Below are 21731 nucleotides of genomic sequence, written 5' to 3' on the forward strand. Positions count from 1 at the left end.
AATTTAGAAGTATAATCAAAGAAAAACTGTTAAAAGTAATCCTAGTTTTTTTCTTTTAATTTTCTCATAATTCTTGATATGAGGAGCGTTATGGCAAATGTTAATCTTTAATCCTTTGTTTTATAGATAATTGTTTAATGAAATAGGAAGGAGTCATTCCTGTCTCTTTTCGGAAAGCTGTTATAAATACCTGATGTGAAGAATAACCACATTCTTCCGCAAGATAGCTTATTTTATATTCCCTATATAAGGGATTATTATATAGTTTGTCTATTATATATTTAATTCTAAGTTCATTTATATAATCATTAAAATTTTTGTTTTTAATCTTATTTATAGTAATAGATAAATACCTGGGATTAATATTTAAAAGATGTGATATATAAGGGAGTGTTATATTTTTTCTTAAGAATTTCTCTGAATTTTCAAAAGCTTCTATTTTCTTTATAATATTATCCTCTTTATGTAATGGAATATTACTATTTACATAAGCTTCGTTTGAATCTCCATTTATACGTTTAGTACCAGTAATCTCATGATTCTCCAGTTTGTTAATGAGTATATCATACTTTATTCTAAGTGTCCTGTTTCTCTTATAGAAATAAGCTCCAATTGAAAATACAATTATGATTGCAGCTAAACAAAACCATAATATATCTTTTCTAAGATTACTTACTTCTGATTGTAGGTAATAATTTTGTTTATCCGAATGAGTGATTATTGATTTATTTTTAATTCTTAATAGACTGTCATTAAGATTGCTGTATAATTTTAAGTATTTATTTTGTTTAGAAACATCTTTAATAGAATCATATATATTTTTCAGGTTATCATATGTTGCTAATCTCCGATCCAAGTCTGTATTCATTTTTTCCTCTACTAATGTCTTTTCAAAATACATTATGCTTTTTTGATATTCTTTTTTTTGAAAATAAAAATGCCCGATGGTAAAATATGCAAACAATGCATTTTCTTTAAAATATTCCGGTTGGGTCGTTGATAAACTCAAAGCTTTTGAATAATAAAACTCAGCTTTTTCAAAATTAGGAGGTTTTATAAAATGGGTATAAATAGAACCCATATTTAGATATTGACTAATAAGCATATTGTAATAATTGCTTTCTTGCAATTTGTTGAGTTTATGCTTAGGTATACTTTCGATAAATTCTAAACTTTTTTTTGAATAATAAACAATAGAATCATTTAAATCTTCTCCTTCTGATAATCCAGCAAAAGTTGTATATATCCTGCTTAATTGTATATTTTTGTCAATCATGTTGTCTATTTTCTCAGCATATTGAACAGCAATATTAAGGGCTGTTTTAGACTTCTTATGCATGTCTAACATTGCAAATGTTGTCCCGTCATACATATATATATTACTTAATGCATTGTTATCATCAAGTTTTAATGCATTTTCTTTAGCTTTCTCTCCATAATTAAGAGCCTTTGTATAGTCTCCTTTTCCAAGATAATACTGTTGTATAGCGATTAAACCTTTTAATATTCCTGTCTTATAATTTTTACTAACTGAATATTGATAAAGTGTATTAACTTCTTTAAAGTTCTCATTTTCTAAGTTTTTTAAAGCAATTTGATTAAACCTCTTTTCAACTTCAATTTCTGATAATCCAATAGTTTGAGATTTACATATAAACCAACATAGTAGTGAACAAAAAAGTAAAGTTCCTTTCATATTAGAATAAAATTTTAGCGAAGATAGTATGACTCATTTATTAATTATAATTTCGAATTAATAACATATTAATAATAACATATTAATTTAAATCAATATTGACATATTGATTTATTTAAGTGTTTGATTTTCAATTGTATTTAATTGTAAAACAAAAAACAATAATATTTAAATATTATTGTTTTTTTTATTTAAAATAACCTTCAATTATTATTTATTTATTAAATATAATGCTTGCATGTAATAATCAATTCCTTCTATTGTTGCATTGCGTAACAGTGAAAAGTAAATAAATTTTTCCCGTTTTACAGCAGCTATCTCCACTTACTAATAAATAAATAAACAAACAATAATTAAATAAGTATTTAAATGATGAATAATTTAAAAAAAGAGGAATATATACCTCCAAAAATTGACATGTTTCTAATAGAGATGGAGAATGGAATCGCTGCTGGTTCAGCTAAAGTACTACCGTCAAATTCAGACAATCAAGTACAGGAAGAATGGACAACGGATCCGGATGATAACCGTACAATAGAATGGTAGTCAGATTGAAATAAACAAACAAATATGAAATAAATCTATTACCTCACAAACAATGAAAAACTTAAAAATAACAATTGCGGCTTTTATTTTGTCAGGCTCACTTTTGATAACATCGTGCAGAAGCTCTGATAATGCTGTAGATAATTCCGGTGAAAATTTAATTACGAATGGTTCTGCTCTTATAAAGATGAACTTGCTCGGAAGTGAATATGAAACGGAAACTATCTCTACACAGGCATCTGTTAAAAATACAGGTGTATCTTCTGTTGTAAAAGAGCAGGTAAGTACATTTATGGCAGGTGAGCAACCTGTTATTGCTACGCTTACACCTATTACTTCATCAGTAATTGCTCCGCAAGCATCCGTTAATCCTATAGCAGATGTTATTAGGAATCCATTGAAAGGCCCTAATGTAAAATATCGTGTTATTGCATACAGGACAAGTACAGGTGTCAAAGTAGCTACTAATGTTTATACTATAGATGCTAATGGAGTTTCTACAGCAGATACTGGTGATATGATGCTGGATGGAGATACTGAAGCAACTAACAAATATGATTTTGTGGTGCTGTCGTATAATAATTCTACGGCTCCGGGAGATGTTACAGGAAGCATTTCAACTGCAACTCTGCCAAGTATTTCAGGAGATAATGATTTGATGTATTTCCGTACCAATAATGTAAGGGTGTCCAAAGGAGATAATGTATTGAATGTTGTGCTGACACACAAGTTCAGCCAGATTACAACAACTATAGATGCTTCAGCAGTAGCACCGGGAACTCCAATTTCCTCTATAGGTAGTGGGATAACTTTTGACAAGCATCGTGGAGGAGCTGTTAATAGTATAAAGTTGTCCGACGGAACCGTTACTTTTGGAGCTGCAACAACTACGAAAGCAGTTAGTTTTACTGCTCCAACACCAGCGAGTGCAATCTGGACAAGTAATCCTACATTGTTGGCTAATCCAGGAGGAACAGCTGCGAATATGTCAACATTGACCTTCCCAAATAATGCAAGCGGAACCATTACCGTAGGATCTAAGACCAAAGGGAATTTTTCTGTTAGTAACTTAGTTGTTACACCAGGAGTGAAATATAATCTTAAGCTGAAGTTTGCATGTACAACGGATGCAACGCCAACATGGCCTTTTAGTATGTCTGACTCAGGATTAGGGTCAGAAACAAGACTGACAAGACCATTCAATGCACCAGCTGCAGATGCTGGTTTTGTATTTGATGTTTATGAGCTGGATAACTCTTTTAACATGACAATTAATGGTGTTGATCTTGCTACTCAGGAAATTCAGTTTCAAGACCAAGTAGTAGGTTATCCAAGAAATATCAGATTTAAATCAGATGGATCGCGATGGGGAGAAAACGGAGTGCCCCAAATTTATGCATTGGGAAATTCAACAAATACAACCCCAATTATCAGAATTACAATCGGACCTGATGGTTCGGTATCTATGATGGGGAGAAGAAGTTTGACATCCAATCTGGAGCCTCTTGAATTGTATGGTGGAACCTTTTTCAATACTGTTACGTGGAAAACTACAGGTTCCAATACTGTAGTGGCAACAATGTTGGTAACAGGGGCTACTGTAATGAGAGGTTTAGGAGTAGGCAAGAAAATACTAGCTTGCCCTTAATAATATAAATGCAATCACTTATTACTTTCCATAAAGAAGAAGAAAACTGTTAATATCCGGTATTTATTTATCATCATCCTATTTTTGTTAGTTAACAGTTGAAAGAACAGGTGTCCAAAAGGATACTTGTTTTTTTTTGCTTTCTTACGATAGAGTCAACATAATTTTTTTCATTATAGTAATTTTGACTATAATCCATAATAGATTTTTGCTCTAAATATAGAGCCGGGGGTTATATAGGTAGAGTATCTAATAGTAAAATATTGTAAGAAACGGTTTTCATCATTCTATATTAATTACAGAAATATTGCTATTATACATAATTTACTATCATCAGCACAAATTGGATCGATGCCTAGATGTTACCTTAATAAGTGGTGGTTATATAAAGTATAAGTTATTTTGATATAAAACCATTTTTGTACTGTTATATAGTAGGTAAATTAGAAAATTCAATGTGGGAAAGAGATTGATATAAAAACAAAAACCTGCTATTACTAGCAGGTTTTTATGTTTTGCAGAGAGGAAGGGATTCGAACCCTCGATACCCTTTTGGAGTATACACACTTTCCAGGCGTGCGCCTTCGACCACTCGGCCACCTCTCTAATTGCGGTTGCAAAAATATAACTTATGTTTGGTTTTTACAAATTAATTTGACATTTCTCCTCTTAAATTTTTTTGGAACAATGTACTGAAGCTTTCCTTATAGTGTGGGTTTTCGATAAGATGCATGGCTTTGGTAAGTGCGCTTTCAGCAGTAAGGTCTCCGCCGCTGATAGCACCAATGCGTTTGAAAATGTTGCTGTTGTCATATTTTCCAACAGAAATTTCACCGGAAATACATTGAGAAATAATCACGATTTCCGTTTCGTTTGCTCTTATATTAAGTAGAATATTTTCGATATTTTTATCTGAAAAAAATGTTCCGGATCCAAATACGCGAAGGATCAATACTTTTATTTCGGAGGCTTTAATAAAACTTTCCAGTTCATTTAGATTCATTCCCGGGAATATCCATATCAGGAATACCTTTTTGGAAATATGCAGATCAATATCGAAGGTTTCATCCTTAGGAGCTCTGTATAAGATATTACGGTCGGCTTCCAGATTTACGCCAGATTGCCCTAAAATAGGGTAGTTAGGTGTTTTGAAAGCGTCAAAATTCTCGGCACTGGCTTTTATACAGCGGTTGCCTCGTAATAGTTTGTATTCAAAGTATAGAGCGACTTCCTGAATCACAGCCTCATCACCATCATAGAAGCTGGCATAATATAAGCTGGTCAGCAGATTTTCTTTAGCATCTGTTCTCAGATCACCAATGGGAAGCTGGGAACCTGTAAGAATAACGGGCTTGCGTAATCCTTTTAGCATGAAGCTAAGGGCGGAAGCTGTATAAGCCATTGTATCAGTGCCATGAAGTATCAAAAATCCCGAATAATCTTCGTAATTTTCCTTGATAATTTTGGCTATGGCAGTCCAGTGTTCAGGACCTACATCAGAAGAATCCAATGGAGTAGAAAACTGACTTAATGTAACATCGCAGTCCAGGAGATTAATCTCCGGAATACGGTTAGCAATTGTTGAGAAATCGAAAGCTTTAAGGCTTCCGCTTTCGTAGTCTTTCTCCATACCAATGGTACCTCCGGTGTAAATAATGAGTACTTTGCGCTTCATGTGTTCAAAATTACATTAAATTATCGTTAAATAAGAGTTTTGAATCTGAAAAATGATTTATTTTATTCTATAAAACATTGTAAATGCGCCTATGAAAATTTATTATTTTCTTTTTATGTTATCCTTTGGTTTATTTTATTCTCAAAGCTCCAAAACAATGCTTGTTCAGGATGCTATAGATGGGAAGCCAATAATACACGCCAGGATATTGATAAACAATGAAGTTTTCTATACAAATGATGACGGAAAAGTTCCGTTGCCTGAAAACGCTGTGAATATAGAAGTATATGCAGGGAATTATGATAAAGTTATATTGAAAAGTTTCGCCACACTGGTTAAACTAAAACCACGTGTAAAGAATATAAAAGAAGTGCAGATCCGAAATTATAATAACTTAGTCAGTCTTATTAAATCGGTGTATAAAAAGTATGGAAAGCTTTATTATACCAAACCATCTCTTTATAATGTTATATATAAACAAAAAAATACCAGAAACGAGGAAATAAGCATGTTGCTGGTAGCTGATATGGATTTGTGGACATTGGATAATATGTATCATCCGATATATGTACGCCGGAAGGATTTTGATTCTTTTATACAGGCGGATTTGCACAAAATCAAATATTATAAATCTATAGAGAATAATACCGCATTTAATGGTTCCAGTCTGGACGGCTCAAAGGATTTTATTGGTGATATGTTTTTCGATTATACCTTATATAAACTGGATAAATTCGTGCGTCTGAAAGATGCTAAAATAGAAGGGAAAACTATTGATGAGGATGGTGATTTAATTACAATCTCATTCAAATTGTTTTCACCAAAATATAAAGTTACCAACACTGGTTTTTTTGTTTACCATAAAGCAGATAAAGTGATTACACATCTTGAGATGAATTATGATCAGGGTGATGTAAAACCTTTTAAAACGATTAATGAAGCTGATGAGGAGTATCGCTATATGACAACCAACGGAGAAGTAATCTTCGATTTTTATAAGCTCAATGATAAATATTTACCATCTTTTGCTCATACTTCAGGTGAATATTATATGCTTTATGATGATCAAAAACATACAGGAACTTTTAATCGTGAAATTACATTCAGTCAGTTTTATAAATCAGACAATAAGGGGCTGACTAATAAAATAGATTTTGGAAAAAAACTTTGGAAGAATATACAAAGTGGAGAAGTAAAATCAGCACCTGTTTTACTTTCAGAAGAAGAGCGCCGCTTTATCGATGAAAATAAGTAATTTTGGGGCATGAATGATCCGCGATATCAAGATGTTTATGAATATATGAAGGGATTTCTTACCGAAGAAAGACTTTCTAAAATTGAAAAATATGCAGAAGAAAGCTCCGATTTTGTATTGCCTGTGCTGGAGAATATATATCAGTTTCGCAATGCAGCAGCAATTATTCGTTCGGTAGAAGCCTGTGGATTTCATAAGATTGCAGCGTTGGAAGAAGAAAATGTATTTAATCCCAATACCAGAGTTGCCCGTGGAGCGGATACATGGATGCAGGTAGAAAAAATGCCTAAAACAATGTCTTCACTGCAGCAGATTAGAGACAAGGGTTATAAAATATTGGCTGTTTCTCCGGAAAAAAATGCAGTTTCTTTACCGGAATATGAGCTGAAAGAACCAGTAGCATTAATATTTGGTACCGAGATGGAAGGAGTTTCTCAGGAAGTATTGGATTTTGCAGACGAAACCCTGATTATTCCGATGTATGGTTTTACCCAGAGTTTTAATGTTTCTGTAGCCGCGGCTATTTGTATGTATGAGTTAAAACAAAAACTTCTGAAGTCAGATATTGATTACAAACTATCTGATGAAAAAAAACTGGCAATGAAGATTCGTTGGGCTGTTAATAGTGCCCGATCCGGCGATGAAGTGTTGAATCATTATCTGAAAAAACACAATATAGAAGCTGCTTTCTAAGATTAAATAAAGCTAGAATATAAAAAAATGGTCAGAATGCATTTCTGACCATTTTCTATATGTTATAAATATAAGGCTAAAACATTTTTTCATATCCCCAGGCTGCTACAAATACACCGGCGGTTTCTGTGCGAAGACGCTGAGGTCCCAGACTTACAGCCTTGATTTGTTTTTCTTTAAGCACCTGGATTTCTTTCAGGCTGAAGTCTCCTTCAGGGCCTATAAGAAAGCAGATATCTTTTTGTATTTGCAGACGGGTAATATCCTGTCGCTCTAATTCCGAATGACAGTGTGCAACATAGGTTTTTTCAGTATTTACCTTTTGTAGGAAATCTGATATTTTAATCAGGTCATTCACTTGTGGGAAATAGAAACGTAAACTTTGTTTCGAAGCTGCGATAACTTGTTTTCTGATTTTATCAATATTCAGATTTTTACGTTCCGTTTTTTCAGTAAGTAAAAAGCTTATCTCTGTTACACCCATTTCTGTAGCTTTCTCAATAAAAAATTCTGTACGGTCAATATTTTTAGTCGGAGCAATGGCTATATGCAGATGATGCGGAAAATCAGATGTTTCTAATTGTACGTCAGTAACTTCAATCATCGCTTTTTTTCCTTCAAAGTAAAGTTTACCATGTGCTAAAGCACCTTCTCCATTGGTAACCGAAATCTCTTCACCTTCCCGCATACGCAAAACCTTTGCAATATGTTGTTGGTCGTCTTCATTGATCTGAACAGTGTTTTCAGTAATATTTCCGTAAAAAAGTTTCATGCTGGGCTTATCTGTTTTTTCGTTTTTTGTTATTTTGAAATAGTCTTATTGAGAGCCTGTAACTGATTTGTAATGTGTTCTATTTGCTTTCTAAGTTCGATATAATCTTTCTCGGAGAGAAATAAAAGATCTTTACTGATGATAAGGAAATTCAAAACTTCAATAGCCGAACCATAAGCGATATTGATGAATTTAGCTTTTTCTTTATCTGAATTTCTGGAAAAACCCTCTGCTATGTTTGCAGGTATACTCGTGCTTGCTCTTCGAATTTGAGAAATAATTCCAAACTTTTCATTTTCAGGAAATGTATTGGTAACAGAATATACTTTTAGAACAAAATCTTTCGAATTTTGCCAGACCAAAAGTTTTTCAAAGTAATACGTATGCATTTTTCAAAATAACAAAAATTCAGAAATACAAAAAAACATTAAAGGTCATATTTAGCCGTAGCTGTAGCTCTAAGATCAGTGAATTCTCCTTTCTCGTATTTCAGTTTGGCAACCATTGCAATCATTGCAGCGTTGTCGGTAGTATATTCAAATTTCGGAATGTAATAATTCCATCCTTTTTTCTCGGAAAGCTCTTTTAAAGCACTTCTCAGTTTTGAGTTAGCAGATACACCGCCTGCAATAGCAATTTCTTTTACACCGTAATCATCAGCTGCTTTTTCCAGTTTTTTCAGAAGGATATCGATGATGTTTTTCTGAACAGAAGCACAAAGGTCATTCAGGTTTTCTTTAACGAAATCCGGATTCTTTTTTATTTCCTTCTGAAGGAAATACAACACTGATGTTTTTATTCCGCTGAAAGAATAATCATATCCCTCTAATCTGGGCTTGTTAAACTGAAATGCATTTTCATCTCCTTCTTTGGATAGCTTGTCTATAATAGGTCCGGCAGGATAATCCAGATCCATAATCTTACCTATTTTGTCAAAAGCCTCTCCGGCAGCATCATCTATTGTTCTGCCAAGAATTTCCATATCGAAATAATCTTTTACCAGTACAATCAGTGTATGTCCACCGCTTACAGTAAGGCAAATGAATGGAAATTTTGGTGGATTAGGATTAGCATCTTCAATGAAATGTGCAAGGATATGTGCCTGAAGATGATTTACTTCTATCAACGGGACATCCAGAGACATCGCCAACGATTTAGCAAAGGAGGTTCCCACAAGAAGTGACCCCAAAAGACCAGGTCCCCGGGTAAAACCTATGGCACAAATTTCATTTTGTTGTATATTTGCTTGGTTGAGTGCTTGGTGAACAACAGGGATAATATTTTGCTGATGCGCGCGGGATGCCAGTTCTGGGACAACGCCACCATATTCCAGATGAATTTTCTGGTTGGCTGCGATGTTGGACAAAATGCTATTCCCCTGTATGATGGCAGCAGAAGTGTCATCACAAGAAGACTCAATACCTAAAATAACAGACTTGCTCATAGATGGCAAATTTAGAGAATAATAAGGACAATAACGAAAAACCGATTGAAAAGCAGATCGGAAAAGCTGTAGATAAAACCATAGATACGGTTTCTAAAGCGGTAGATGATGCAGAACATTTTGCCGAGGACGTTGCAAAACAGGCAATAGAAGATGCATCACATTACAGCTGGTGGGCCAAACTATTATTGTACCTTTTTTATATAGGATTGGGTATTGTCGGCCTGTTTTTTATTGTTGTAAGTTTACCGGTCACGAAAGACTGGGCAGCTACCAAAGCTTTAGGCTCCCTCAATAAAGATTTCGGAATCGAAATTTCTAAAAAAAGTGTAAACCTTAATATCTTCGGAGATGTTACCATCGAAGGATTGGAAATAAAAGATCATAGAGGTTTTCCTTTTATAAAAGCAAAAGAATACCGGGCGAGTTCCGATTGGTTTTCTTTACTGGATATTGGTTCTACCAACACTCTGGCTTTTAAGTCTATGATCTTAAAAAATGCTGATGTAAAAGTCATTACTTATAAAGGCGATTCTATAGACAACTTTAACCGCTTTATCAGCAAATTCGACGACGGAAAGCCCAGAAATCCTAATAAGCCGATGTTCCAGCTGCGTTCCAGAGTACAGATTCTGGATAGTAAAATTTCTATTGTCAATCAGAATCATACCGGAGAAGAAGCAAAATGGCTAACAGCAGATCATTTTAATCTTACAGCTCCTTTATTAAAAGTTAAAGGTCCTGATGTAAGTGCACGGATCAATAACATGACCTTTCAGACAGTTCGTTGGGGGAAGAAGCACCTTGTGGAAACTTTCTCTACGGATTTCTCTTTGACCAAAGAAAAACTAACATTTAAAGATCTTACTTTAAATACTGATCATTCATTACTAATGGGAGATCTTGTTCTGAATCTGGATAAGAAAACCCACTTTGCAGATTTTACCAACAAAGTTTTCTGGAATATGAAGCTGAAGTTAGGCAGTCAGGTAAGTGGTTATGATATAAGCTATTTTGTAGACAGATGGGATAACTATATACCGATTAACATTTCTGGTAAAATGGATGGTCCTCTGAACAAATTTACGCTGAAGGATTTTTTAGTTCGCAGCAAAGATGTAAAGGTTCAGACTTCCAAAATGCAGGTGAAAGATCTCCTTAAAGGGAAGTATCATATTACCACAGATCAGATGTCTGCCGATTTTACATATCCGGATCTTCGCGCTATGCTGCCGAAGTTTATTTCTGGTAAAATGGGCAATTTTGCAGATGTTTTCCAGAATATAAAATTCAATGGTAAAGCAGACGTAGATCCGCATCGGGTAATTGCCAGTGGTAATCTGGTCACAGGAATAGGACAGGCTGAAATCAAAAGTGTAACTCTCTCGGATTATAGTTCAAAAGATCCAAAGTATGTGGGTGATATTTCTGTAAAAGATCTTAATGTAACGGCATTTACGAAAAATAAAGATGTAGGACTTATTACAGGAAATATAAATGTAAACGGACAGGGATTTGATGTTAATACACTTTCGTTACAAACAAAATCCGATATACAGCGTATTCAGATTATGGGGAAAGATGTACACAATCTTTCTTTAGATGGTAATCTTGCTCAGCGGAAATATGATGGGCTTATCATTATTAACGATGACCAGATTAAAGGTAATGTAAAAGGGCTAATCGACTTTAGCACCAAAAGAATACAGGCGGATGTAAAAAGCGAAATAGAATACCTTAACCTTAATTATTTTGGTAATAATGCCAATGCTAATGCCAGCGTAAGTGGCATTTTCGACGGTAAAATTTCGATGACGGATATTAATGACCTTAATCTGGATGCCAGTCTGGAAAATCTGAAATTTACTTCCTCCGATCAGAAATTTGAAATACCAAATGCCAATGTCAAAGCCTTTTTCGATAACGGAAACAGAATTATTGATGTAGATGCACCAGGCGCTGCAAAAGGTAAAATTGTAGGACGTTTTAATCTCGGAGATTTGGCCGGTATGGCACAAAGTGGTCTTGGGAATGTATTGGTAGGTTATCTGCCGAAAAAAATATACAAAGGACAGAATTTTGATCTGGAGTTCGATGTGCAGCAAAAGCTTATCAGCTATTTCTTACCAGACGTATATATACCTTCCGGAGCTCATGTTAAAGGAGCTTATATAGGTGATACCAATGATCTGAATTTGGATGCGGATGTACCAAGTCTGAAATATGTAATGACCAAGAAAGAAGAAATTAAGGAAGCCGACAGAGCATTGGCAAGACTTAATCCTCAGTATAAAATAGAAGAAAAAGCTGTTGTTACAGATAGTGCTGTTGTAGACAGTATTCATCTGAAAATTAATACCGCACTCCCTCAGGAGCAGATTCTGGCAAATATCCAGAAAATAAAATACAACAAGAATATTGTAAGGGATATTGTGCTGAAAGGAACTAATGAAGATGATAAAATTCTCCATATTGCTTCTAAATTTAAAGTCGGAAACGAATCACAGGATGCATCCGGAAAACTTAAAGAATATGTAGTCAACCTGAATCAGGTAACCGATCCCAACGGAGATATTGCTGTACGCTTTGAGCCAACATCCGTAAAACTGAATAAAGATACCTGGAGTGTGGACACGTCCGCAGAGCTCAACCATTCTATTGTTTACCGAAAGAAGCAAGGAGATTTTCTGGTGAGCAACCTTAGGTTATTTTCAGAAGAAAGCAGTATTCTGATTAACGGAATGTTTAAAGGCGGAAAAGATTTTGATACCGAAATAAAACTAGATAACCTGCAGTTAGCTAAAGTTCTGGCTTTCCTGCCGGGAGAAAATAGTATGGATATCCGTGGTATTGCCAATGGGTCCGCAAAGATCAAAATGAATAAAAATGATCTTCAGCCTATTGTTGATATTAAAGTTGAGGCTATTAAAATGAGTGGGCAGGATGTAGGTAATCTTGTATTAAATGCTAAAAACAGCAGTGCTGTAAATGTTTATGATATAGATGCACATATTGCATCGGATTCCGGAGTATTGGGGGATAATAATCTGGCGCTTCACGGAACAATTAATAACAACACGCCTTCCCCAACATTAGACCTTACAACATCGTTAAAAGATTTTAATATCGCATTTGCCGGAGAATTTGTAAAGAGTCTTTTTTCTAACCTGAGGGGTAAAGCTAACGGTGAAGTGAAAATATCGGGTCCGCTGAGTAATGTTGATTATTCCGGAGATATTTCAATGACCGGACTTGGATTCAAATTTGTCTTTACAGGTGTAGATTACAATTTTGCAGATGCGGTAATTCCGGTTTCCAAAGGCCTGGTTGTACTGGACGGACTTAAAGTAAATGATGGAAGATCTAATTCTTCCGGGACTATAGCAGGAGCCATTAATTTTGAAAACCTTTCATCATTAGGAATCAACCTTATTATACAAGCAGACGATTTATTATTGTTGAATACTTCTCAAAAAGATTTTGACACTTTCTGGGGAAGAGTTACTGCAAAAGGGATTATCAACATCTCAGGTTTATCTTCAAAATTAAATATAGATGCCAAGGCTGCCGTTCTTGGCGGTAGCGAATTTACACTGAATACCAGTACTGCTTCTTCAGTTGAAGAATTTAAAATGCTGAGGTTCCTTAAAGTAGACGAAAAGACAGGAGAGGTTTCGATAGAACAAAAAGTAAATTCAGGAGCCAATATGAATATTGGTCTAATCCTGGATGTGGATAAAAATTCCACTGTAAATGTATTGGTAGGGGATAATGTTGGAAATATCAGCGTCAGAGGTATGGCCAATAACCTTAGGTTTAATATGAACCGTACCGGAATGATGTCGATGAACGGAGTTTATGCTGTGGATAACGGTACCTTTGTTTCCAAAGCGATCTTGGAAAGAACATTCCAGATCCAGAAGGGAAGTAGTATCTCGTGGGACGGAAATGTAATGAACCCGGATCTCAATATTGTGGCAAATTACTACAGAGTTGTTACCAATCTTGGAGAATACCTTACTGTAGGAAAGCTTCAGCCTACGAATGTTGAATTGCAGATTAAGATTAAAAACAAAATGCAGGAGCTGAACCGACAAGGTGCTATTGCAATGGATATTATATTACCGGATGCTTCCAGTCAGATTCGTGAAGCTTTGGCTTCTAAACTGAATACAGAAGACGAGAAGATTAAACAGATCGGTTCGGTACTTATTATGAACAGCTTCAATGTAACCTCCTCGTTAGATGGAGTTACGATAGGGAATGCAGCGGTATCTACAGGCTACAGTATGCTGTTCAAGAATCTGGCATCAGTATTTAATGCCATTAGTAACGATTTCCAGATCGATATGGATTATATTAAAGGAGATCAGGCATCCAATACAGGAGACCGTGCCAATACAAGCGTTAATCTTACCCTTTCTCCGCGTGTGAAAATTAAAACAGGTATTGGTATTCCGATCACCCGTACTGCCGATGTACAGAACAATTATCTTTCAGGTGAAGGCTCTATAGAATACGATGTTTCCAAGGGAAATGACGGAAGTCTCGTTCTTCATGCTTATTCCAAACCAGCCAATATTGGACTTGTAGTAGGATCTAATGCCAGTGATAATCAGAGTTATGGAGCCGGTGTAGCTTATACCAGAAGTTTTAATAAGTTCAGTGAACTATTTGGAAAAAAGAAAAATAAAGAGAAGAAGAAGAATAAAACTGACACCAAAGCCGTTCAGGATTCTATAAGAAAGTAACGCATCTATTTTGTTGTTTTTATCGTAATTGATTTTTTATAGTGCATTTATATTAAAAATCGTTAAAGTTTTTTGTTTAAAGTATATTTTCTTAAATTTGCATTATAAATAAAGAATAATATTTTTTTTTAAATTAAAATAAAAATTATGAACTATCAATTGGACGAAATAGACAACAAGATTCTTGGCTATTTAGTTGCAAATACGAGAATGCCTTTTACAGAAATTGCAAAATTAATGGATGTTTCTGCGGGGACTATTCACGTAAGAGTTAAGAAGATGGAAGATGCAGGAATTATCCTGGGATCTTCTCTGAATATAGACTATGGGAAATTGGATTACCACTTTACTGCGTTTATCGGTATCCTGCTTACAAAGTCTAACAGAACGCAGGAGGTGTTAAAGGAATTAGCAAAAATCCCTAATGTAGTAGAGGCGAGTGTTATTTCCGGAAAATATAACATTTTTATTAAAATAAGAGCTAAAAACACAGATGACGCTAAGCGCATTATTTATCAAATCGATGATATTGCAGATGTTATGCGTACAGAAAGTATGATTTCTATGGAAGAATACTTAAGTGATAAAAATCGTCTTATTCAGGCAATTATTTAAAACTTTATTTAATAAATTTACAGTACAAAAGCTTTTGAATTTTCAAAAGCTTTTTTATTATTATTTTATATGGAAGAACAGGACTATTTCGAAAACGAGCATGAGCCAAAACGCGGAACCCCTTTTTATTTAATATTGGGAGTTTTATTGTTATTATTGATTAATAATCTCAATGTAGACTACATGACAGTAGGGATGAAAGAACAAATGCAGATACCACAATGGTATATTACGTTGCTGTTTAGTCTGGATGCGCTGGCTATTTTGTCATTAGTAGGGATTTATTACTTCAGAAAAATTGCAGTCTATTTGTTTCCTGTGCTTATTATGATCCACTTTATCATTCACCTGAATTATCTGATGACATTCCTGTATACAGATGTATTCATGATGTTCTTTTTTATTGGAGTAGGTCTGTTGGTATTTATTCCGAAGTGGAGGTCTTTTAAATAGTTTTTCAAATAACTTATTAACATTTTCAATCATTTTAACCCCCAGAATATTTGCTATGAGAAAGTTTTTTGTATTTGTTACGGTTTTTAGCAGTTTGCTTTTTTTTGCAAAAAATGATGCACTTAAACCAGATCCGTCTTTTAATAAAAACATTAAAATAGTTGCCGGACAAAAATATGCTTATGCAGAGGTTGTTTTTCAGCATTATTATAAAGATAAAACATGGGTAAATGGTAAATATGTTAGTGATAATATAAGAACAGACATTTCCAAAACAACCAATCCTTCACAAGCTCTGGATATTATGGGTGAAAATGGCTGGGAACTGACAACCTCGTTTACCCGGAATTTTGACGGTGGATACGAATATTACTATTATTTTAAGAAAGCGATTAATTAAGAGGCTGTAATCTTTTGTTGCAATTATCTTATCAGCTGCTTACAGTATTTTATCCGGATCCGTATTGCCTAAGATCACTGAAAAGAAAGTATCAGGATCAGAATCTTCTTTTTACGCAGGCAATATGGTAGTGTTGTGCATTGATAATTCATAAAGTATACGACACAAGCCCCACTATTTATTATAGAATCCCAACAGCTTTTTGGAGTTTAATAGTCAAATAGGTGGCAAAAATCTTTGTAATGCTTGTTATTACTGATGATACATAAAGTTTATTGAAATTTGTTTCAATAAACTTTTTTTATGGCCGAAAATTCAAAAAAATGTTGTTGATGTATTGTCGAAGTTTGGATACAATGTCCTGTAGAAAATAGGAAAGTAAATAGTGGTTTCTTACCAAAAGCAAGGGAAAGACTTTTTTTACAATGATATCTGTTCTATAAAAATTAAAAAACTGAAAAGTTTTCTTAGCCATAAAGCAGCTTCAATAATTGATTGTTGATAAGTTGCATTTCAGCATTGCTCACTTCCTCTTTCAACCAATGTCGAAATATCACAAATTATTTTTCTAAAAAACGCCAACTATTTTTAATCACATTACCCTTTTTTTATGGCAAAAAGGAAAGGTTTGTGATCTTTCTTTGGTGCATCATTTTTATCGAAAGATAGAACCTTCTAAAAATGGTATAATATCTATTGTCTTCCACGTTAAATAATATCAAATCGGATATATGTTTAAATACAAAAACTTATTTAACAAATATGGATGCTGAAAAATGACAGATTTCTGTCATTTTTTAGCATAAATAAGCTTCTTACCTTTGTTTCTAACAAACACAAATGATCTTGTAGTCGAAATATTAAAGACTATTAAATCTATATTGTCTGAAAGATCATTCGATATTTTCAGATGTTAAGTTCAGGTTTTTTCTGGTATACCATTTCACATTTTTGAACTTTTTATAAGGTTTAAAGCCTTGCTAACAAGGCTTCGGAAGACCTATGTTAAATACAATGAATTATGAAAGAGGAAGAAGAAAGTACAACTCCGGTTTATAAAGCCAACTACATTCCGCCTTTATTACATGTGATAGAGATAGAAATGGAATGTGGAATAGCCGCCGGATCAGCACAAACTGTTTCACCGGATTTAGGTGGAAAAGTAAAGGAAGAATGGGAAACCGGGCTAGATGATGATCGCCCTGTTGAATGGTTATAAACAGGCAATTATAAGTTTCATTGTTTCATAAAAAAAATCATTATAAACAAAAACAACAAACAAAATGCAGCTAAAAAAATACAGCACCTTACTTCTGATTTTCTGCTTATGGATAGTCTCATGCCGGGGTACGGATGATAGTATAGCAAATAATAACAATGGTGGATCGGCTAACGTCATTATCAATGTGGTAGGTACAGAATCAGAATCCGACACTTTGGAAAAGAAAGCATCTGCAGAAAAAGGAGCAACATCAGATAATGGAATACAAAAGTTTGTCATTCCTTTTGATGAAACCGATTTTGTTACAGCCACCCTCTCGCCGGAACGTTCTGTGGTGAAGGCACAGGCTTCTGTAAATCCTATGGCAGCCACTTCCATAACAGAGCTTGGTAGAAATGTCCAATACAAAGTAGCCGTATATGACAGTAATGGTGATTTTGTGGATGAAAAAACTTTTACTTACGGACAAAGTGATCCCGGCTTTCAGCTCAACGGTGATCAGAATTATACCTTTGTTGCCTACTCGGTAAATAGTACTTCTACCGTACCAGTTGTAAGCAATACACCCAGAACTCTGGCGACAGATAAGTTAACCAATGTCAGTGGTGATCTTATGTACTTCAAAAAGAACATGACGGTTTCCGGAAACGATACCAATTATCTGGAGGTTGTGCTGAAGCATAAATACAGCCAGATCACTACTAAGCTGGATGCAAGACAGGTAGGGAATATCTCATTGGTGGATGAAGCGACTATAGGACCGGTAAGTGCCTCTGCAAACATGAATTTGACCAACGGTAGTCTTACTTACAATTTACCCGGATCCAGAACTCCGGTCAATGATTTTCAGCCACTGAACACCGAAGTTGCAACCAGTACTACTACTCTTATTTCTAATACTACAAATACTGCGGAACTCAATTTCGGGACACTCATTGTTGATGGAATACCTAAAGAGAACTTTATGGTAAGGAATTTAAAGATCACGCCCGGAGAAAGATACAACCTGAACCTTAGATTTAGACCTTGCAAAGCGAATGCATATACCAAGGGTTTTGATATATATGGTGGACGCGATCAGGAGGTAAGGTTAGAACCAACAAATTTAGGTGTGATCTTCGATATTTACAGATTAGACGACTCCTTTAATATTACTATAAACGGCATAAAGATCGCCAAAGATGAAATTAGGTTTCCAGCTGACAGCAGGCAGAATGTTTCTTTTGCAGACGGGTCTAAGTATCAGAGTGATGGTATAGAAAGGATCTGGTTTATAGCTGGAAATGCTTCCGCTCCTGTGGTAAGGGTCGTTGTTGATAAGAACGGAAGAGTAACAATGTATGGGAGTAAAGCCAGTTATGGACGCTTATATCCTTTGGTATTGCACAACGGAAATAGCTTTAACACTGTCCCGTGGAATCAATCAGGAAATAATAAGGCTTATGTTTCTCAAGTAATGGGAGTGGGAACTACCGCAATGAATGGTAGTGCAATAGGGAAACGAGAAGTTGGATGTGCCCCTTAATTTATTAGAAATTTAAAAATTTATAAAATCCTTATTTGTTTGTAAAAACCATTGTGTTTTCGGGTGGGCAGTTCATTCTCTGTCCACCTGTTTTTTTAAGTTTTGTCGAAATTCTATGATACAGGAAATCGTCTTTGTTTGTAAACTATTGTAAAGCAATTCATACCTTAAGAAATATGAAGGTTTAACCATAAAAGACACAAAGATCTCACGTTACGGATAAGAGTAAGCTTAATAAATCATCTAAATCTCTTAATGGTTTAAAAGGTTCTCGACACAGAATTATTCGGAGTAGAACGAAGGATAATTCCACTCGAACTGAAGTTACCTATTTCGAGAAAAACAAATTTCGTCACTTCGAGTGCGAAACAAAGTGAAGCGTATCGAGAAGTCTGGTTTAGATACAAAAGTTCTGGTGTTAATATACTCCTGTTTTTAGGGCACAAAAATATCACCTTATGAAAAAGCATTTCTATCATTGCAGTAAGATAATTAAGTTAAGGATATATTTTAGTCTTTGCTAAGCCGCTAACGCTTAGCGAACTTAAAAATAGCATAACAGGTAAAAAGTCTTTGCGATCTTTCGCCGGAACATCACTTTTATCGAAAGATAGAACCTTCTAAAAATGGTATACTATCTATTGTCTTCCACGTTAAATAATATCAAATCGGATATATGTTTAAATACAAAAACTTATTTAACAAATATGGATGCTGAAAAATGACAGATTTCTGTCATTTTTCAGCATCCATAAGCTTCTTACCTTTGTTTCTGACAAACATAAATGATTTTGTAGTCGATAAAATTAAAGACTATTAAATCTATATTGTCTGAAAGATCATTCGATATTTTCAGATATTAAGTTCAGGTTTTTTCTGGTATACCGTTTCACATTTTGAACTTTTTATAAGATTTAAAGCCTTGTTAATAAGGCTTCGGAAGACCTATGTTAAATACAAAGAATTATGAAAGAGAAAGGAAAAAGTGCAACTCAGGTTTATAAAGCCAACTATATTCCGCCATTATTACATGTGATAGAGATAGAAATGGAATGCGGAATTGCCGCCGCGTCAGCAACCATTCTTCCCGTAAACGTTTCCAACCAGGTCCAAGAAGACTGGACAGACGGAACAGATGAAACTAACGACGTCCCTTGGTAAACCTTAAAAACAAAAAAATGAGAAAAATTAAACTTTCTAATGCTTTAAGCATTAGCCTGCCTGCTTTCTTACTTTGGTTTTCGGTTTCCTGCCGGAGCTCTGATACAGATAGCAAAACATTAAATACTGATCAGGTAGCTATTAATGTAAATTTGGCACAGGACGATTATGAAGACGTGGTTAATAAAAACGTTCAGGCTTCAACCAGCCAATCACTTACATCTAACAATAATCAGATGCAGAGACAAACAGTTCCTTTCGGAGGAGGATTCGATCTCGTTGCTGAGCTAAAACCTGATACTTCTTCCCTTAAGAGTATTGCACAAGCAGGTATAAATCCTGTTGCCGCTACTACACCTATTCAGAGAGCTATTAAATTTCGCATAGTTGTATATAATGCTTCAGGACAGTATGATTCTTCCTACATGTACAGTGTAAGCGCCACCGGAGCCGTCACACCAGACTCGGGAGTTCCTATGAAACTAAATGGAGGAGAGAGTTATACCTTTATTGCCTATTCTTACAATACCAATGTAGCTCCAGCAGATAATCTTGTCGGATCCAATTTGAGCACAGCAACTATCTCAGCTACATCTACACAAGACATCATGTACTACAAAACCACAATGACTCCAGATGGTAATACAGGAGTACAAAATTATTTAAATGTAATACTGAAACACAGCTTTAGCACCATTACAGTTAATGTAGATGCATCACTTACTAACGGCTATAACATTACTAATATTACAGGCGCCACTTTAGGTAAAGTATTCCCTACGGCAACAATAGCTTTGAATTCTGGCACAGTTACCTCATCCGGTACCGCCACAACAATAGCCGTCCCGTTTCCTGCAAACCCTAATTCTAATAACGTCACCGCAACATCTGCTGTCATTATAAACAATGCAAACAATACAAACGATGGTACTTTCAACATTGCTTCGCTTACTATAGGTCCATTAACCGGTACGAATGTTGCTTTCAACAACCTTATCATACAACCAGGCGCCAGATACAATATGACTATAAAATTAATTCCTCAGGACTCCTTCTTTGATGATACAACCAGCCTTCCAGGCACAACATTTAAAGTAGCCAGGATTAATGGAAAAGTATGGATGCGTTACAACCTCGGCGTAGACCCACTCACAAATCCTAACCCGGATTTAACAGCACCTTCAAACACAGGCCTTTTTGGCAACTATTACCAATGGGGAGTTATTACTCCGGCTGCTTTAGGCAACGCAGAACCAGGACCAATAATTCCATGGAACACCTCTATAGTTCCTGCCGCCAATGCATGGAATTCCGGAACGGAAACAGCCCCCGTAAAAGTCATTACCAACGATCCATGCCCAGCTAACTTCAGAGTACCTACAACAACAGAATTCCAAGATTTGGTAAGCTCAACAGTTCAAACCAATACAAATGATACTAGCTGGGACAATGGTTCAACAACAAACTACGCCTCGGTTAAAGTATTTACCAGTAAAAGAGACAAAAATGTAATTCTAAGCTTCCCCGCCGCAGGTTACCGTATAAACACTGACGGAACATTAAATACTGCTGCAGGTATCTCCCGTGGAAACATTGGAATCTACTGGACATCTTCTGCTCCAACTTTAGTAAACTACAAAAACATGCAGCTTTATAAAGCCTCTGTAGATTTTACTTCAGGAGCTGGCGCCCCATATTTTGGAGAAAACATTCGTTGCATCAGAATAAATTAAATCCAACCTTATCAGGTTTTAAATAATTACCTATAATAAAAACCCCGGAGAAAATATTCCGGGGTTTTTATTCATCTATACTTCAAGCTTCCAGGGTAACAGCATTCTCTTAAAATTCAGTTATATCTTCTGAAATGAATGA

17 protein-coding genes and 1 tRNA gene are annotated in these 21731 nt (G+C 35.0%); 12 read left to right on the forward strand and 6 right to left on the reverse strand.

The features are described 5' to 3' along the window. Positions 1-100 precede the first annotated feature (100 nt). On the reverse strand, positions 101-1696 hold the full coding sequence (locus AYC65_RS01100; RefSeq protein WP_078674680.1) for a helix-turn-helix transcriptional regulator: 1596 nt from the start codon (positions 1694-1696) through the stop codon (positions 101-103). Positions 1697-2065: 369 nt separating this feature from the next. On the opposite strand from AYC65_RS01100, the gene AYC65_RS20890 reads away from it, so the two are divergent. Next, a complete protein-coding gene (locus AYC65_RS20890; protein ID WP_165689198.1) occupies positions 2066-2242 on the forward strand; it encodes a hypothetical protein in 177 nt (58 codons plus the stop codon). 52 nt (positions 2243-2294) lie between these two features. Then, positions 2295-3890, forward strand: coding sequence for a hypothetical protein (locus tag AYC65_RS01105; protein WP_034866298.1), 1596 nt, complete (start codon positions 2295-2297; stop codon positions 3888-3890). A 518-nt stretch (positions 3891-4408) separates the two neighbouring features. On the opposite strand, the gene AYC65_RS01110 is transcribed toward AYC65_RS01105, so the two are convergent. Both AYC65_RS01110 and AYC65_RS01115 read right to left on the reverse strand, forming a co-directional pair. Next, positions 4409-4496 (reverse strand) — tRNA-Ser (locus AYC65_RS01110). 43 nt (positions 4497-4539) lie between these two features. Continuing rightward, positions 4540-5565: an asparaginase gene (locus AYC65_RS01115; RefSeq protein WP_034866297.1), complete on the reverse strand. Its 1026-nt coding sequence runs from the start codon at positions 5563-5565 to the stop codon at positions 4540-4542. Between the two features lie 91 nt (positions 5566-5656). On the opposite strand from AYC65_RS01115, the gene AYC65_RS01120 reads away from it, so the two are divergent. After that, on the forward strand, positions 5657-6820 hold the full coding sequence (locus tag AYC65_RS01120; RefSeq protein WP_234300212.1) for a hypothetical protein: 1164 nt from the start codon (positions 5657-5659) through the stop codon (positions 6818-6820). A gap of 9 nt (positions 6821-6829) precedes the next feature. Continuing rightward, positions 6830-7513, forward strand: coding sequence for a TrmH family RNA methyltransferase (locus AYC65_RS01125; RefSeq protein WP_034866296.1), 684 nt, complete (start codon positions 6830-6832; stop codon positions 7511-7513). Positions 7514-7589: 76 nt separating this feature from the next. Here the strand turns inward: AYC65_RS01125 and AYC65_RS01130 are convergent, their stop codons facing one another. From AYC65_RS01130 to tsaD, 3 genes are read right to left on the reverse strand one after another with little or no spacing between them, the layout of a single operon-like run. Beyond that, entirely contained in the window at positions 7590-8285 is a 696-nt protein-coding gene (locus AYC65_RS01130) for an RsmE family RNA methyltransferase (protein WP_034866295.1), read from the reverse strand. Between the two features lie 29 nt (positions 8286-8314). Then, positions 8315-8674, reverse strand: coding sequence for a four helix bundle protein (locus AYC65_RS01135; RefSeq protein ID WP_034866294.1), 360 nt, complete (start codon positions 8672-8674; stop codon positions 8315-8317). A gap of 38 nt (positions 8675-8712) precedes the next feature. Continuing rightward, positions 8713-9729 carry a tRNA (adenosine(37)-N6)-threonylcarbamoyltransferase complex transferase subunit TsaD gene (tsaD, locus tag AYC65_RS01140; RefSeq protein WP_034866293.1) on the reverse strand — a complete coding sequence of 339 codons (1017 nt, stop codon included), beginning with the start codon at positions 9727-9729 and terminating at the stop codon, positions 8713-8715. 2 nt (positions 9730-9731) lie between these two features. Between tsaD and AYC65_RS01145 the strand changes: the two genes are divergently transcribed. The 8 genes from AYC65_RS01145 (at position 9732) to AYC65_RS01180 (ending at position 21589) form a co-directional block, all read left to right on the forward strand. Then, positions 9732-14480, forward strand: coding sequence for a translocation/assembly module TamB domain-containing protein (locus AYC65_RS01145; RefSeq protein WP_034866292.1), 4749 nt, complete (start codon positions 9732-9734; stop codon positions 14478-14480). A 147-nt stretch (positions 14481-14627) separates the two neighbouring features. Continuing rightward, the gene (locus tag AYC65_RS01150; protein ID WP_009089420.1) at positions 14628-15095 is read left to right on the forward strand and encodes an Lrp/AsnC family transcriptional regulator; all 468 of its coding nucleotides are present in this window, start codon (positions 14628-14630) and stop codon (positions 15093-15095) included. A 69-nt stretch (positions 15096-15164) separates the two neighbouring features. Further along, entirely contained in the window at positions 15165-15548 is a 384-nt protein-coding gene (locus AYC65_RS01155) for a hypothetical protein (protein ID WP_034866291.1), read from the forward strand. A gap of 55 nt (positions 15549-15603) precedes the next feature. Next, positions 15604-15948 (forward strand): hypothetical protein, encoded by a 345-nt coding sequence (locus AYC65_RS01160; protein ID WP_034866289.1) that lies wholly within the window; start codon positions 15604-15606, stop codon positions 15946-15948. A 1021-nt stretch (positions 15949-16969) separates the two neighbouring features. Further along, positions 16970-17167 carry a hypothetical protein gene (locus tag AYC65_RS01165; RefSeq protein WP_034866287.1) on the forward strand — a complete coding sequence of 66 codons (198 nt, stop codon included), beginning with the start codon at positions 16970-16972 and terminating at the stop codon, positions 17165-17167. Between the two features lie 64 nt (positions 17168-17231). Continuing rightward, positions 17232-18695 carry a hypothetical protein gene (locus AYC65_RS01170; RefSeq protein ID WP_034866285.1) on the forward strand — a complete coding sequence of 488 codons (1464 nt, stop codon included), beginning with the start codon at positions 17232-17234 and terminating at the stop codon, positions 18693-18695. Positions 18696-19661: 966 nt separating this feature from the next. Beyond that, complete coding sequence (locus AYC65_RS01175) at positions 19662-19856, forward strand: hypothetical protein (protein WP_034866283.1); 195 nt, start codon at positions 19662-19664, stop codon at positions 19854-19856. A 17-nt stretch (positions 19857-19873) separates the two neighbouring features. Next, positions 19874-21589 carry an FISUMP domain-containing protein gene (locus AYC65_RS01180; RefSeq protein ID WP_034866280.1) on the forward strand — a complete coding sequence of 572 codons (1716 nt, stop codon included), beginning with the start codon at positions 19874-19876 and terminating at the stop codon, positions 21587-21589. The last annotated feature ends 142 nt before the right edge of the window (positions 21590-21731 follow it).

The organism is Elizabethkingia bruuniana (genome assembly GCF_002024805.1).
GTDB classification, from domain to species: domain Bacteria; phylum Bacteroidota; class Bacteroidia; order Flavobacteriales; family Weeksellaceae; genus Elizabethkingia; species Elizabethkingia bruuniana.

Coding starts and splice junctions, on each gene's coding strand:
- AYC65_RS01100 (WP_078674680.1), bottom strand. CDS start 1,696: ATGAAAGGAACTTTACTTTTTTGTTCACTACTATGTTGGTTTATATGT.
- AYC65_RS20890 (WP_165689198.1), top strand. CDS start 2,066: ATGATGAATAATTTAAAAAAAGAGGAATATATACCTCCAAAAATTGAC.
- AYC65_RS01105 (WP_034866298.1), top strand. CDS start 2,295: ATGAAAAACTTAAAAATAACAATTGCGGCTTTTATTTTGTCAGGCTCA.
- AYC65_RS01115 (WP_034866297.1), bottom strand. CDS start 5,565: ATGAAGCGCAAAGTACTCATTATTTACACCGGAGGTACCATTGGTATG.
- AYC65_RS01120 (WP_234300212.1), top strand. CDS start 5,657: ATGAAAATTTATTATTTTCTTTTTATGTTATCCTTTGGTTTATTTTAT.
- AYC65_RS01125 (WP_034866296.1), top strand. CDS start 6,830: ATGAATGATCCGCGATATCAAGATGTTTATGAATATATGAAGGGATTT.
- AYC65_RS01130 (WP_034866295.1), bottom strand. CDS start 8,285: ATGAAACTTTTTTACGGAAATATTACTGAAAACACTGTTCAGATCAAT.
- AYC65_RS01135 (WP_034866294.1), bottom strand. CDS start 8,674: ATGCATACGTATTACTTTGAAAAACTTTTGGTCTGGCAAAATTCGAAA.
- tsaD (WP_034866293.1), bottom strand. CDS start 9,729: ATGAGCAAGTCTGTTATTTTAGGTATTGAGTCTTCTTGTGATGACACT.
- AYC65_RS01145 (WP_034866292.1), top strand. CDS start 9,732: ATGGCAAATTTAGAGAATAATAAGGACAATAACGAAAAACCGATTGAA.
- AYC65_RS01150 (WP_009089420.1), top strand. CDS start 14,628: ATGAACTATCAATTGGACGAAATAGACAACAAGATTCTTGGCTATTTA.
- AYC65_RS01155 (WP_034866291.1), top strand. CDS start 15,165: ATGGAAGAACAGGACTATTTCGAAAACGAGCATGAGCCAAAACGCGGA.
- AYC65_RS01160 (WP_034866289.1), top strand. CDS start 15,604: ATGAGAAAGTTTTTTGTATTTGTTACGGTTTTTAGCAGTTTGCTTTTT.
- AYC65_RS01165 (WP_034866287.1), top strand. CDS start 16,970: ATGAAAGAGGAAGAAGAAAGTACAACTCCGGTTTATAAAGCCAACTAC.
- AYC65_RS01170 (WP_034866285.1), top strand. CDS start 17,232: ATGCAGCTAAAAAAATACAGCACCTTACTTCTGATTTTCTGCTTATGG.
- AYC65_RS01175 (WP_034866283.1), top strand. CDS start 19,662: ATGAAAGAGAAAGGAAAAAGTGCAACTCAGGTTTATAAAGCCAACTAT.
- AYC65_RS01180 (WP_034866280.1), top strand. CDS start 19,874: ATGAGAAAAATTAAACTTTCTAATGCTTTAAGCATTAGCCTGCCTGCT.